Here is a 13,459-nt window from a genome sequence, read left to right as displayed (position 1 = left end):
TCGTCGAATCCCGGGCCCAACTGAAAAATTCAGGTCTAGCCTTAACCGCGATCCGATCCCGCCGAATTGATTTATGGTAGAATGCCCCTGTTCAAATCTCTATGACACTATGACAGATCAATATCTTTACAATACCGCGCACCACCCGAAGGGCGCTCAGCGTCTGCCGACTTTTGTCTTACGCGAGGGCTGGGTGTATACCACTCCGCATCATTCGGACGGGGAAGATCCTCGCGCGTGGTATGTGGTTCGCGACAACCGGCTCTATCCGACCGAGCATCACCCCCAACGGGCGGCCTTAACGACCCCTTGGTACGAAATTCGCGCGGGGGCTGTCTATGCGGCGGAGGGGCATCCCCATGGCCGCCAGGATGTGGCCTGGTTCAATTTGCAGGAAGAGGTCGGGAGGCCAATACCATGACAAAACACAACCCAGATGAAAACAAGGACCCGCAGCGCCCTGCCAAGCACCTCCCCAAACTAACCAAGCGCAAACTCGAAAATTTTCTGGCCTCCATTTGTGAGGCGGGTGGTATGACCGGAAAACTTTTTAAGCGTCCGGGTGAAGAAAAAATGCCACAACCACGAAACCGTGGGTTAGCGTGCCAAGGCCCCTGCGCAAAGGCGGAATGGCGTGGTCATTTGGATATCCCGGGGGGCATTCTTTGTGTTTCCGCGGCCTGGTCCCGCAACACCCACGCGGAGCGTCATCGGGACATTACCATTGCCATGACCTATCCGGATGAGCGTGGGAAATCCCAGTATTCCGAGATGACCTACTGTGACTCTGAAATACGCTGGTTAATGGAGACGCTCTGGCACGCTCCGATTTGGGATTGACCCCAGCCAATCCGTTGCCCCCTTTTCACCGAACCCCGGGGGACTCTTTTCCGAATTTTGATGTCCACAGCATTGATTCTTCCGGGAAATTCCGCTGGTTGATCCTATGGAAAAGATCCTGAATAAATCTAACCTGAATTTCCCTTTTTTTTAGAAGGGAAAACGCACACGTAAGTCCTTTCTCATGTCTTTTTCTTCCGATTCCCTTCCCCTCCAAGTGGCTACCCTTGAAGACGCCTATGCCGCGTGCGCCCGGTTGGCTCGTTCTCACTATGAAAATTTTCCAGTGGCATCTTGGTGGTTGCCGGGGCACCTTCGGCGTGCGGTGGCTGTGGTGTATGCGTTCGCCCGCTGTGCCGATGATTTCGCTGATGAACCGGGGCTAGAGGAGCCGGCCCGCCTCGCCCGTTTGGCCGATTGGCGAACCCGGTTGGGTTCGGGGGCCACGGGACACGAACACCATCCGGTCTTCTGGGCGTTGGCCGACGTGTTTCGTCAACATCCCTTATCCCCTGAACCCTTTGAAAAACTCATTACGGCATTTGAAATGGATGTAAAAAAGAATCGGCACGGGACTTTCAACGATTTGATCTTCTATTGTCGTCATTCCGCCAATCCCGTGGGAGAGATCCTTCTTCGACTTTTTGGTGGCTGGACAGAAATTCGAGGGCATGGATCCGACGCGATTTGCACGGCCCTCCAGTTGGCCAACTTCTGGCAAGACGTTACGGTGGACACAAAGAAAAATCGTCTATACATTCCCCAGGAAGATCTTGCCCGTTTTGGTGTGTCCGAAGAGAAGGTGTTCCAGGGCCCTGTCTCGGACCCTTTGAAAAAGCTGATGGTTTTTCAGATAAACCGAACGTGGAACCTTTTTGAAGAAGGGCGTTCCCTCCTGTCCGACGCCCCTGTGGGGCTAAAGAAGGAGCTTCGGTTGGTTTGGCTGGGGGGAACCGAAATTCTTCGGAAAATCGAAGCCCAGGGATATGATGTCTGGTCCAGGCGGCCTGTGGTGAGTAAAATGGATTGGCTGCGGCTTTTCGGGAAAATGTGTTTGGGTGTCCCGGGGCCCGTTGGGGGGAGGGGATGAATTTCAGCATGACCAGTTTTAAAGCCAGCAGTTTCGCTCCGGCGTTCTGGTGTTTGGGGCGGCAACAACGGTTGGCGTTGGGAGCGGTTTATGCCTTTGCCCGGTTGGTGGATGATGCCGTCGATGAGATCGGGGTGGCTGGGGGAGACCCTATCCGCGCACGGCGTATTTTGGATGCCTGGCGCCAAGCGTTGGCGGGTGGGCCCCTTTCTCCCGAGATTCCCACGGATCTGTGGCGTGTTTTAGAACGGGCGTTGGTCCAATTTTCCATTGATCGGAAGAACCTGATCGATCTGGTCAACGGTGTCGAACGGGATCTCACCCAGACGCGATACGAAACGTGGGATGACTTGAAAGAATATTGTTATGGGGTCGCTGGCACGGTGGGATTGGCCTGCTTGCCCCTCTTTGGCCTCGACCCGGTTCGCCATCGGGAATTTGCTGTTTCGCTCGGGGAGGCGGTTCAGTTGGTCAATATTTTAAGAGATGTGAAAGCCGATGCCGTGAGGGACCGGATTTATATTCCGCAGGAAGACTTTCGTCGGTTTCATTTGGGAAATGAGGAAATTTTGGGATTTGTTTACAACGACGATTTCAAGGAACTCATGAAGTTTGAAGCGGACCGCGCCCGTAAACTTTTTTCCGCCGCTCAGGCGGCCCTCCCGGCGGATCAAATCAGCGCCGCCCGCCCGGCCTTGATCATGGGCCGTCTGTATCAGCGCCTTCTCGGTAAGATCGAACAACGAAACTTCGAAATTTATACCACTCGGCCCCGACTCACCCTTTTCGAAAAAGTCGCCTGTTTGTGGTAGGTTTACTCTTATTAATTGCGAATAACATTGATGGCTTTTAGACCAAAAGAGGGAGCCGCCGCGCGCAGGTGTGCGTCGTCGGTGTAAAGAACCTTGAACCCTTGGTTTAACGCGCAGAGGATGTGCAAGGCGTCCGCGGTTCGTAGAAAAAGATGTCGAGGTAAATTTTCGAAGGCCTTGCCGCACTCCTCCAACAACTGCGACGTCAAAGGATAGAAGGTCCAGTATCCTTCGCGAATGTCACGGCGGAAGCGTTGGAAGATGACGCCCGCCTGTTTATCCGTGATGTCCTTTTCCCTTGTGTGCCGGTGGACGGCCGCGGAGAATTCGACCCGGGCCAACTCACAGGAGGCCACCGCTTCCCCCGCTTCGGCCAAGTCTCGAACCTCCTTTGATCCTGTTTCTTGGAGGTAGCATTTAACGATGTAGGCGCTATCAAAGTAAATCAATGATTTCGATCTTCAGTGATCCATTGGGTCGAATCACCCCGAGATTTTACAGGCGGGAGCCGGGCCCAATGTCCTTTCAAAAAAGGGCGGCCGGCCATGTCGGTGGGATTGACGGCGCGGAGAACAGCGATGACGGTCCCGTGGTCCGTTACAAAAACAGGATCTTTTTGGGCGGCGCGCACAATTTTTCCGGTTCTGGCGTGCAATTGGCGAATCGACATTGTTCTCATGGGGATAGTTTATGTCACATGTGACACATTTGTCGAGGACATCCTTAGTGCGGCGATCTATCCCCCCAGGGTGCGCAGGAACGCCTCGATCCGGGCGAGCTGGGTTTTGCTCTCCACCAAGCGGGTTTCCACCTCGGCCACTTTGTCCGCGGGGGCGCGGGAGCGAAAATCGGGATTGTTCAACCGTTCCTCGTCCCGTTGAATGCCACCTTCACAATCCGCTTTTCCTTTCTCCAATCGTTGTCGTTCCTTTGCAAAATCAATCAACCCTTCGAGAGGGATAAACATCCCGAAATCGGCGGCCACGGCCGATGCGGCTTGGGCCGGCGGCGGGCATTCACCTGTTTCCACCACCCGCCATTCCGCGACTTTTGCCAGGTGGGTGATGTGGGAGACCAACTGGTTGAGGTGTCCTTTGGTCTCTGCGGAGGCACCCGTCAGGTTGACGATGACCGTAATGCCTTTCCCCGGAGGGACGTTCATTTCGGATCGAATGGTTCGGATGGCTGTCACCGTTTCCTGGACCAAGGCGAGTCCCCGCAAATCTTCGGGTGAAGCAATGGGGCCCTCCCACAAGCATTCATAGGGGCCTTCCATCAAACTGCCGGTCGGTTTCGCGCCTAAATTGGTCCAAAGGGCCTGCCACAGTTCTTCGGTGATAAACGGCATCACCGGGTGCAGGGCCCGTAAGACCCCATCCAAAATTTCCGTCAATGTCTGTTGGGCGGCGCGAGCGGAGGATTCCTCCACTCCCGGTTGCAGTCGGGGTTTCGCCAACTCGATGTACCAATCGCAAAAATCACCCCAGAAAAAATCGTAAAGGGCTCGGGCGGCTTGGGAGGGATCGAGGGCCTGCAAATGTCCGTCGACCCGGGTCATGGTGTCGGTAAACCGATGGGCCATCCAGCGGTCGGCCGGGGTCCTCTGGGCCAGGGGGATGTCCGACGGTTTGTAATCCTTGAGGTTCATGAGGACGAACCGACAGGCGTTCCAAAGTTTATTGGAAAAGTTCCGCGCCCCAATAAAGGTGTCGTCCGCCATCTGCATGTCTCGGCCGGGGGAAGCCTGGGCCACCAGGGCATACCGCAAGGCGTCCGTGCCGTATTTTTTCATGATGTCCAAGGGGTCGATGACGTTGTTAAGAGACTTGGACATTTTTCGCCCCTGCTTGTCCCTAACTATTCCATGGATAAACACGTCGCGATAGGGGACCTCATTTCGAAGAGCGAGCCCCATCATGACCATGCGGGCCACCCACAAATAGAGAATCTCGTGGCCCGTCGCAAGCACGGAGGTGGGGTAGTGAACCTTAAGCGCCGGGGTCTCCTCCGGCCAACCCAAGGTGGTCAAGGGCCACAGTCCGGACGAAAACCACGTGTCCAGGACATCGGGATCCCGCACCAAATCCTTCGACCCGCATTCGGGACAGGCGACGGGCGGTTCCGCTTGAACGATGGGCCGTTTGGCCGATTCGCGCAGAAGAGATTTTGCGCTTTCATTTTTGAAAGTGGGATCTTCTCGAATTCGGCGGACTTTTTCGTCTGAATAATCACCGCAGCTCAGGCAATACCAAACCGGGATCTGATGGCCCCACCAGATCTGACGGGAAATGCACCAGTCGCGGTTGTTGTGAAGCCACGCCAAATAGGGTTTCGTCCAAGATTCAGGGTGGATTTTTACGCGGCCGTCTTCTGTTGCTTGGGCGGCGGCCTCGGCCATGGCGGAGGTCTTTAAAAACCATTGGCTGGATTCCAGGGGTTCAATCGTCGTGTTGCATCGGTAGCAGGTGGACACCGCGTGCCGATGAGATTCCACTTTAACGAGAAGATTTTTCTCTTCCAGTTCGGCCACAACCTTTTCACGGCACTCTTTAACGGAGAGGCCCGCAAAGCGCCCCGCCCGGGCGGTCATTTTTCCATCGAAACCGATCACCATTTCGTGGGGCAGGTTGTGACGTTCCCCGATCTCGAAATCGGTGGCGTCGTGGGAAGGGGTCACTTTCACGGCACCCGTTCCAAAAGTGGAGTCCACCGCCGCATCCGCCACCAGGGGGATCTCCCGATCCATCAGCGGAAGCTGCAGCTTTTTGCCCGCCAGTCCTTGGTAGCGCTCGTCCTCTGGGTTAACAGCAACCCCGGTGTCTCCCAGCATGGTTTCGGGCCGTGTGGTGGCCACGACCACGCCACCGGTCCTGTCGTTCAGAAAGGGATAGCGAATGTGCCAGAGGGACCCGGTCCGGTCTTCGTGTTCCACTTCAATGTCGGAAAGGGCGGTACAGCATCGTGGGCACCAATTGACCAGTCGAACGCCCTGGTAAATAAGTTTTCGGCTGAAAAATTCAACAAAGGCGGCGGCCACCGCCCGGGAACTGGCTTCGTCCATGGTGAAGCGCGTCCGACTCCAGTCCAGGGAACAGCCCAGTTTTCGCAGTTGGTGGAGAATGGTATCGCCGGATTCTTTTCGCCAGGCCCACATCCGCTCCAAAAACGCTTCCCGGCCTAACGCGTGCCGGTTTTTTCCTTCTTTTTTTAAAATCTTTTCCACCACGTTCTGGGTGGCAATTCCGCCGTGGTCAGTGCCGGGGATCCACAACGCGTTGTCGCCTTTCATCCGCCGCCAGCGCACCAACACGTCTTGAAGGGTGTTGTTCAACGCGTGGCCCATATGCAGGGATCCGGTGACGTTGGGGGGGGGGATCACTACGGTAAACGGGGGACGATCGGAGGCTGGGCGCGACCCAAAAAGGCCACGCTCCTCCCACAGGGGGTACCACTTGGCCTCGGTCTCTTCCGGGCTGTAGACGGATGGAAGTTCCATACGGGGCCACCACCCTACCACATTTCCAGGTCCTTTTTCAAATTGACGGGATTCCTTCCATCAACTACAATATCTATAGATATGGCTAAAATACTGGTGGTCGAAGACGATGATGCCAACCGCGAGTTTTTGCGTTTCGTTTTTGAGAACGCCGGCCACCGCGTTCGGGTTGTGGGGGATGGCCAGGCCGCCCTCGATGCCGTGGCCGCCGAACTGCCGGACCTGATGATCCTTGATGTGATGCTCCCGGAAGTGCACGGTTATGAGGTTTGCAATCGACTGAAACGCGATCCCAAAACAGCAGGATTAAAAATATTAATTCTTTCCGCCAAAACGTTTAACGCGGACCGACTCCAAGCGATGAATGTCGGCGCCGATGATTTTCTTTCAAAGCCTGTTGACCCCAGCGTGTTGTTGGAACGTGTGATGGCGCTTCTGTCCCCTCCTCCAAGGTCAGAACCGCCAAAGCCTTGACGACCCACGCGCGGTTTTCCTAATATCCCTTCATCCGTAAAACAGTGGCGCGTGGCGGGCCCCTACTGCGGGACCAACGTATCCTTGAACTTTCATTTTTCAACATTCACTTAGGAGGCATGACATGGCGGTTAAAGTTGCAATCAACGGTTTCGGACGGATTGGGCGGTTGGTGTTTCGCGCTCTGGTGGAACAAGGACTTTTGGGTAAAACGTTGGACGTGGTGGCGGTGGGGGATATCGTCCCGGCCGACAACCTGGCTTACCTCCTCAAATACGATTCTGTCCAAGGGCGATTTAATGGGACCGTGAGTTCCAAAAAATCTTCGGCCGATAAAGTCGAGGACGATGTCCTGGTCGTGAACGGCAGCGAAATTAAAGTGGTCAGCGCAAAAGACCCTTCCGGGCTGCCCTGGAAAGAACTGGGTGTGGAGATTGTGATTGAGTCCACGGGTCTCTTCACCGATGGGGAGAAAGCCAAAGGCCATCTCGCCGCCGGCGCGAAGAAAGTCATCATCAGCGCTCCCGCCAAGAACGAAGACGTCACCATCGTGATGGGCGTCAACGAAGGCAAATACGACCACGCGAAACACAACATCATTTCCAACGCGTCCTGCACGACGAACTGCTTGGCCCCGGTTGTTCACGTTCTCTTGAAAGAAGGGTTCGGTATCGAGGAAGGATTGATGACCACCATCCATTCCTACACGGCCACGCAGAAGACGGTGGACGGTCCTTCCAAGAAAGACTGGAAAGGCGGTCGTACCGCGGCACAAAACATTATTCCTTCCACCACGGGCGCGGCCAAGGCCGTGGGCTTGGTGATCCCCGAAGTGAAAGGCAAATTGACGGGGATGGCGTTCCGGGTTCCCACTCCCACCGTTTCTGTCGTGGATCTGACGGTCCGGACCCTAAAGGAAACCAGCTACAAAGAAATCGCCGCCGCCATGCGTAAGGCGAGCGAGACTTATCTCAAAGGTATTCTGGAGGTGACGTCGGACGAAGTGGTCAGTTCCGACTTCATTCACTCGAAATCCTCCTCCATCTTTGATGAAGGGTCGGGGATCGAACTCAACAAAAAGTTCTTTAAGCTCGTGAGCTGGTATGATAACGAGTGGGGCTATTCCAACCGTGTGGTTGACCTGGTCAACTACATCTTGAGCAAAAAAGCCTAACTTCACCTTCACGGGTTGTGTTTTCTGACGGGCCCCTTCCTCGGGTCAACGGGGAAGGGGCCCGTTCTTCTTTAGCCTTGACGAAACGCCAGTCATGAACAATAATTAGCCACAGGCCCTGAGCGTTTTGCCTTGATATTTACGGCTGTTTTTTGGGGGAAGCCAACACCACGATGATGAAAATTAAGTTTTGGGGAACGCGAGGGTCCATTTCCTCCCCCGGTCCGGAGACCACGAAATACGGTGGCAACACGGCCTGTGTGGAAGTCTCTAACGATAAAACACTCGCTATCTTTGACGCGGGGACCGGGATCCGAATGTTGGGTGAGGACCTTTTACGCCGAGGCACGGGTCCTGTGGAAGGCCACCTCTTCATCAGTCATTTCCATTTCGATCACATTGTGGGATTTCCTTTTTTTCGGCCCCTCTACAAAAAAGAAAATAAGTTTACGGTTTACGGGTGCGAGGGCACCGGCCGCAAGTTGGAAAATATTTTCGTGGGTCAAATGAGCCCTGAGTATTTCCCGGTCACCCTATCGGAAATGCCCGCGGAACTTCGTTTTGTCCAGCTCACCACACGCCCCATGGAACTGAACGGTTGGACCATCACCCCCGCCTACATCAATCATCCCGGGCTGGCGTTGGGGTATAAGATCGAGAACGGGAAAAGCAAGATCGTCTACATGACGGATAATGAACCGTTTCGTTATCTGTTGCGTCAACAGGCGAAAAAGCAGGAAGTTTTTGATGACTTGAAACGCGGACAAGTGGAACTGGAACGGGAAGATCTTTTGTTGGCGGATTTTATTGAGGGCGCCGATGTCTTAATCCATGATGGCCAATACACACAAGAAGAGTATCCTTCCCGCCTTGGGTGGGGCCATAGTTTTTACGAGTTTGCCCTAGAAATGGCATTGCAGGGAAAGGTCAAAAAGCTCGTGTATTTTCATCACGATCCGGACCGAACCGATGCCGCGCTGGACCAGATTTTAGAAAAGGTACAAGCCTACGCGAAAACCCGCGAACCTTCTTTAGAAGTGTGTGCCGCGGCCGAAGGGCTTGAGATTCCGCTTCCGTAACTCGTCGACCTCCACTTCCCTCTATGAAAAAACCCCTGATCGTTATTGCCACTCATAACCGAGATAAGTTGCGGGAAATTCGTCGGATTTTGAACCAAGGTTTTTTGACTGTTCGCGGACTGGATGATTTTCCTCCTCCTTACACGGTTCGCGAAACCGGGAAAACATTAGAGGACAACGCGCTTTTAAAAGCCCGTAAAGCCGTTCAACGGACGGGGCAAATGGCTCTTTCTGATGATTCGGGTCTGGAGGTCGCGGCGTTGGGTGGCCGTCCGGGAGTCTATTCCGCTCGGTTTGCCGGGTCGGGTTGTTCTTACGCGGACAACAACCGAAAAATTTTGAGGCTCTTAAAGGGAAAGAAAAGGTCCCAACGACGTGCCCTGTTTCGGTGTGTGGTGGCGTTGGTGACCCCGGAGGGAAAGGAACGTTTGTTTCAAGGGCGATGCCCGGGGTGGATCGTGGAAGAGGTTCATGGCCAAGAAGGGTTTGGTTACGATCCGATCTTTGAACCGAAAGGGGAAGGGTGTACTTTCGCGGAATTGTCTTTGGCACGCAAAAATGAGATCAGTCATCGGGCCTTGGCGTTTCAGCGGGCGGCCGCGTATCTCAAGAGTTCCTTTCGTCAATCCCCCAAAAGAACTGTACGATGAAGACGATTTTACTGACCGGCGCGGCGGGTTTCATCGGCGCGTGGACGGCTCAGGCCCTGCGGGACCGGGGCGACCGTGTGGTGGGGGTGGACAATTTCAACCCCTACTACGATGTTCGTTTAAAAAGAAACCGCGTAAAATCCCTTGTCCCAGACATTCCCATTCATGAAGTGGATATCGCGGACCGGAAAGCTCTTGGGAAAGCATTAAAGCGGGAGAAAATTGATCAGATTTGCCATCTGGCGGCCCAAGCCGGGGTTCGTTATTCACTCACGAACCCCTTTGCCTATGAAAACGCCAACAATTTGGGAACGTTAAATTTATTGGAATTGGCGCGGGAACGGAACATCCGATCGATCATCTACGCGTCGTCGTCCTCGGTTTACGGGGCCAACAAAAAAATCCCTTTTTCGGTTGACGATCCGGTGAACAGGCCGGTCTCCCTCTACGCCGCCACCAAACGGTCCAATGAGTTGACGGCCCATGCCTACCACCATCTGTATGGAATCCGTTGCACGGGGTTGCGTTTTTTTACGGTGTACGGCCCTTGGGGCCGTCCGGATATGGCTTATTTCTCGTTTACCAAAGCCATTGTCGAAGGGCGAACGATCGATGTTTTCAATCACGGGCGAATGAGGCGGGATTTTACTTACATTTCAGACATTGTTTCCGGTGTGTTGGCGGCTCTGGATAAAAATCATTCCTACGAAATATTTAATTTAGGAAACTGTCACCCAGTGTCTTTGACCCGCTTCATTTCGGCGATTGAATCGGCTTTAGGGAAAAAGGCCAAGAGGCGACTTCTCCCACTTCAACCCGGCGACGTCCCTGCCACCTGGGCGGACATAAAAAGATCCACGCGTCTCTTGGGGTTCCGGCCAACCACCGACATTCAAACGGGTGTGAACCACTTTGTGGATTGGTACCGGACTTACTTCCGGATTTGATTCCCCGCTGGTTCTCGCTTAAGTTTCGCGTTGGGGGGCGCTTGGTGATTTCTTAGGTTGACGCGGGCTCTTTCCAAACTTATTTTAAGTTCTTTATTTTCCTGTTGCATGGCGATGATTTCCAGATGGTATCTGTTCAGTAAGTAAGACCCAAGAAAAATGGATACGAGGGCCAGGGCCCATCCGGCATAGGCCGTGATTTTGAGGATTTGGGTGATGTGTCGTTCTCTTTTTTCTTGCGCTTCGTCCATGGAATCTCCTCTTACACGTTAAAACGAAAATACACCACGTCCCCGTCTTTCATTTCGTACTCTTTACCCTCAACGGAAACGAGTCCTTTCTCTTGGATGGCTTTGTAGTTCCCCAGCCGCACCAGGTCGTCGTATTTATAAAGTTCGGCCCGAATAAACCCCCGCTCAATGTCCGAGTGAATTTTTCCTGCCGCTTTGACCGCCCGTGTTCCTCGGGGGATAACCCACGCCCGGGTTTCCTGGGGGCCGGCGGTAAAGAAGGAAATGAGATCCAAAAGATCTTTCCCCGCGTTCGCCAGGCGACCCAACCCAGGTGTTTTGATCCCGGCGGATTCGTAAAATGAGATCCTTTCTTCTTCCGGAAGTTGAACGATTTCAGCTTCCATTTTGGCACACAAGGTCACCACGCGGGCCTTTTCGGATTTGGCCCGTGTTTCCAAGGCGGCCATCAGTTGAGGGTCAGGGCCTTCCTCATCGGTGTTGGCCACATACAGAACAGGTTTCCCAGTCAAAAAACCGATTTCTGTTTGGAGGTCAACGGGGACGTTTTGGGACCGGGCCGACCGTCCTTCCCGAAACCCTTTCGCCAGGGATTCGATCTGCTCCATTTTTTCCCGAGCCAATTTGTCGCCAGACCGTACGGGCCCCTGGAGTTTCTCCAAAGCTTTTTCCGCCTGCTGGAGATCCGAAAGGAGGAGTTCTGTTTCAATAATGTCCGCCGCTTCGTCCGGATTGATGGATCCCAATACGTTCACCACGTCAGGATCTTTAAAACAACGGACCACATGGGCAATGGCGTCCACGGCACGAATATGGGACAGGAATTTGTTGCCCAGTCCTTCTCCTTGACTGGCCCCTTTCACCAATCCCGCAATGTCCACAAATTTAATCCCCCCGGGTGTGACCTTCTCACTGGCGAACTTGTTTCCTAAGAAGGTTAACCGCTCATCGGGGAGAGGCACAATCCCCACGTTGGGGTCGATGGTCGTAAAGGGGAAATTACTGGCGGCAGCCGCCGCCCCAGTTAAGGCGTTAAAGAGCGTTGATTTTCCAACGTTGGGAAGTCCAACAATACCAATGTCCATGGGGAAAAACTCCTTTCGAATTAAAAACGGTGCGAATGAATTTAAAACTTGATGAAATCAAAGTCGTGGGCCTGTCCGGCCCCGCTAACGTCGAAAAAGCGTGCTGGAAACACCTTATGGGGATCGTAAGTCAAAAAAATGGAACCGGAACACATAAAAAACGGTGGTGATTAAGGCCGCGGTGGACGTACCCACTTCTCTCTTCCCGCAAGGGAAGATTTGGTCCGTTGGCTTTGATTTTCTATCGGCATGAACGAGGAACTCTTGTTGCGAGCCCAGTCCGTATCGGGGTCGGGAACGTCAAGGTGTTCCAGCCCTTCCGGAATTCGGGCCACGATTTTTCGGTATTCGTTGGCCACGGCCGGGTCTGGATGAATCCATGGGTGAAGATAGAAAACTTTCTTTATCTTGGCTTGAAGCATTTCTTTCACACACCCAAAACAGGGTTGGGTGGTGGTGTACACGGTTCCGTCCGATACGGAAATGCCAAACCGGGCCGCGGCTAAAATAGAGTTTTGCTCCGCGTGCACGCAAATACAAAGATCGTACCCTGTCCCCGAAGGGTAGGAGGTTCGATTGGCGCAGCGGTCGCACCCGCCATCCAAGCAATTGGTCATTCCTTCCGGGGTTCCGTTGTAGCCCGTTGAGACGATCCGTTTATCCACCACCACGATCGCGCCCACCCGGCTTCCGCGGCAATTGGCCCGGCGGCGGACGGCCAGGGCGATTCCCATGAAGTAGTTGTCGGGGTTTGGGCGCTCCATTATTTCCCCTCTTCTTTGACGAATTTCAGAGAGGTGGAATTGATGCAATAGCGAAGCCCGGTGGGTTCGGGCCCATCGGGAAAAATATGGCCCAGGTGAGACCCGCACCGCCGACACAGGGCTTCGGTCCGCGTCATGCCAAAATCCTTGTCGGATTTTTCGGCCACCCCATCGGTTTTCATGGGTTTCCAAAAACTTGGCCAGCCGGTCCCTGATTCGAATTTCTCTTCGGATCGAAACAGTTCTTCAGCGCATGCCGCGCATTGGTAGGTGCCTTTTTCATGATTGTCCCAATAGGCGTTCTTAAAGGGCGGCTCCGTCCCTTTTTGGCGCAAAACATTGAATTGGCTGGGCGTAAGAACTTTTTCCCATTCTTGTTCGGATTTTTCCACTTTGTTTTCTCCCTGGGGCTGGGGTTGGGTTGGTTCCGCCGCCCATAGAAAGGCGGGGGCCAACAATCCCAGAACGACTATTCGAAACTGCACAGGTATTCCGTGAGACCCGCCTCCACGACGATATCAAAGGAAGACTTTCCCGCCACGACAAAGTGGTCCCCGGCCGTGAAGGTTTTCCAATCGGGTTCGCCGCCGGTTTTTACACGGCAGTTCCCCGCCACAATATCCATGCGTTCCGGTGCCTCTGTCTTGAAGTGAAAGGAGCCCGGATAGATCACTCCCACGGTTTTTTTCTTGCCATCCATCGTCAACGAGTGGCTGACCACCTTCCCCTCAAAATAGACGTTGGCCTTTAACTGAAGGGTCACGGGGTACAATTGTTCGGGTGAAGGCATACAAAAC

General features: G+C 54.0%; 17 protein-coding genes. 9 read left to right on the top strand and 8 right to left on the bottom strand.

Features of this window, described 5'->3' with window-relative positions; all coding sequences use genetic code 11:
* Window positions 1-109: 109 nt before the first annotated feature.
* The 4 genes from JNK54_07720 (at window position 110) to JNK54_07705 (ending at window position 2,742) form a co-directional block, all read left to right on the top strand.
* Complete coding sequence (locus JNK54_07720) at window positions 110-421, top strand: hypothetical protein (protein MBL8024151.1); 312 nt, start codon at window positions 110-112, stop codon at window positions 419-421.
* 113 nt (window positions 422-534) lie between these two features.
* Complete coding sequence (locus JNK54_07715) at window positions 535-840, top strand: hypothetical protein (protein MBL8024150.1); 306 nt, start codon at window positions 535-537, stop codon at window positions 838-840.
* Window positions 841-1,024: 184 nt separating this feature from the next.
* On the top strand, window positions 1,025-1,930 hold the full coding sequence (hpnC, locus tag JNK54_07710) for a squalene synthase HpnC (protein MBL8024149.1): 906 nt from the start codon (window positions 1,025-1,027) through the stop codon (window positions 1,928-1,930).
* An 8-nt stretch (window positions 1,931-1,938) separates the two neighbouring features.
* On the top strand, window positions 1,939-2,742 hold the full coding sequence (locus JNK54_07705) for a phytoene/squalene synthase family protein (protein ID MBL8024148.1): 804 nt from the start codon (window positions 1,939-1,941) through the stop codon (window positions 2,740-2,742).
* A gap of 11 nt (window positions 2,743-2,753) precedes the next feature.
* Here the strand turns inward: JNK54_07705 and JNK54_07700 are convergent, their stop codons facing one another.
* Genes JNK54_07700 through JNK54_07690 form a run of 3 tightly spaced genes read right to left on the bottom strand, consistent with a single transcriptional unit; the run spans window position 2,754 to window position 6,238 of the window.
* The gene (locus JNK54_07700) at window positions 2,754-3,191 is read right to left on the bottom strand and encodes a type II toxin-antitoxin system VapC family toxin (protein ID MBL8024147.1); all 438 of its coding nucleotides are present in this window, start codon (window positions 3,189-3,191) and stop codon (window positions 2,754-2,756) included.
* Window positions 3,188-3,421, bottom strand: coding sequence for a hypothetical protein (locus tag JNK54_07695; GenBank protein MBL8024146.1), 234 nt, complete (start codon window positions 3,419-3,421; stop codon window positions 3,188-3,190). The genes JNK54_07700 and JNK54_07695 overlap by 4 nt, the downstream gene beginning before the upstream one ends.
* A 57-nt stretch (window positions 3,422-3,478) precedes the next feature.
* On the bottom strand, window positions 3,479-6,238 hold the full coding sequence (locus tag JNK54_07690) for a valine--tRNA ligase (GenBank protein ID MBL8024145.1): 2,760 nt from the start codon (window positions 6,236-6,238) through the stop codon (window positions 3,479-3,481).
* 81 nt (window positions 6,239-6,319) lie between these two features.
* On the opposite strand from JNK54_07690, the gene JNK54_07685 reads away from it, so the two are divergent.
* From JNK54_07685 to JNK54_07665, 5 genes are all read left to right on the top strand, one after another.
* On the top strand, window positions 6,320-6,712 hold the full coding sequence (locus JNK54_07685) for a response regulator (protein ID MBL8024144.1): 393 nt from the start codon (window positions 6,320-6,322) through the stop codon (window positions 6,710-6,712).
* Between the two features lie 124 nt (window positions 6,713-6,836).
* Window positions 6,837-7,886, top strand: coding sequence for a type I glyceraldehyde-3-phosphate dehydrogenase (gene gap, locus JNK54_07680; protein ID MBL8024143.1), 1,050 nt, complete (start codon window positions 6,837-6,839; stop codon window positions 7,884-7,886).
* Between the two features lie 173 nt (window positions 7,887-8,059).
* Entirely contained in the window at window positions 8,060-8,965 is a 906-nt protein-coding gene (locus tag JNK54_07675; protein MBL8024142.1) for an MBL fold metallo-hydrolase, read from the top strand.
* Window positions 8,966-8,988: 23 nt separating this feature from the next.
* Complete coding sequence (gene rdgB, locus JNK54_07670; GenBank protein ID MBL8024141.1) at window positions 8,989-9,615, top strand: RdgB/HAM1 family non-canonical purine NTP pyrophosphatase; 627 nt, start codon at window positions 8,989-8,991, stop codon at window positions 9,613-9,615.
* Window positions 9,612-10,562: an NAD-dependent epimerase/dehydratase family protein gene (locus tag JNK54_07665; protein MBL8024140.1), complete on the top strand. Its 951-nt coding sequence runs from the start codon at window positions 9,612-9,614 to the stop codon at window positions 10,560-10,562. The genes rdgB and JNK54_07665 overlap by 4 nt, the downstream gene beginning before the upstream one ends.
* Here JNK54_07665 and JNK54_07660 read toward each other — a convergent pair.
* The 5 genes from JNK54_07660 to JNK54_07640 form a co-directional block, all read right to left on the bottom strand.
* Entirely contained in the window at window positions 10,547-10,813 is a 267-nt protein-coding gene (locus tag JNK54_07660) for a hypothetical protein (protein ID MBL8024139.1), read from the bottom strand. The two genes, JNK54_07665 and JNK54_07660, sit on opposite strands and share 16 nt — an antisense overlap.
* Window positions 10,814-10,824: 11 nt before the next feature.
* Window positions 10,825-11,898, bottom strand: a complete 1,074-nt coding sequence (gene ychF, locus JNK54_07655; protein MBL8024138.1) for a redox-regulated ATPase YchF — start codon at window positions 11,896-11,898, stop codon at window positions 10,825-10,827.
* Window positions 11,899-12,068: 170 nt separating this feature from the next.
* Window positions 12,069-12,632 carry a dCMP deaminase family protein gene (locus tag JNK54_07650; GenBank protein ID MBL8024137.1) on the bottom strand — a complete coding sequence of 188 codons (564 nt, stop codon included), beginning with the start codon at window positions 12,630-12,632 and terminating at the stop codon, window positions 12,069-12,071.
* Between the two features lie 29 nt (window positions 12,633-12,661).
* Window positions 12,662-13,117 carry a peptide-methionine (R)-S-oxide reductase MsrB gene (gene msrB / locus JNK54_07645; GenBank protein MBL8024136.1) on the bottom strand — a complete coding sequence of 152 codons (456 nt, stop codon included), beginning with the start codon at window positions 13,115-13,117 and terminating at the stop codon, window positions 12,662-12,664.
* Window positions 13,118-13,131: 14 nt separating this feature from the next.
* Window positions 13,132-13,452, bottom strand: coding sequence for a pyrimidine/purine nucleoside phosphorylase (locus tag JNK54_07640; GenBank protein MBL8024135.1), 321 nt, complete (start codon window positions 13,450-13,452; stop codon window positions 13,132-13,134).
* Window positions 13,453-13,459: the final 7 nt, after the last annotated feature.

It is taken from the genome of Elusimicrobiota bacterium (assembly GCA_016788905.1).
Taxonomy (GTDB): Bacteria; Elusimicrobiota; Elusimicrobia; order FEN-1173; family FEN-1173; genus JADKHR01.
The sequence above is the reverse complement of the archived record's forward strand: the minus strand, read 5'-3'. Positions and strand labels throughout refer to the sequence as shown.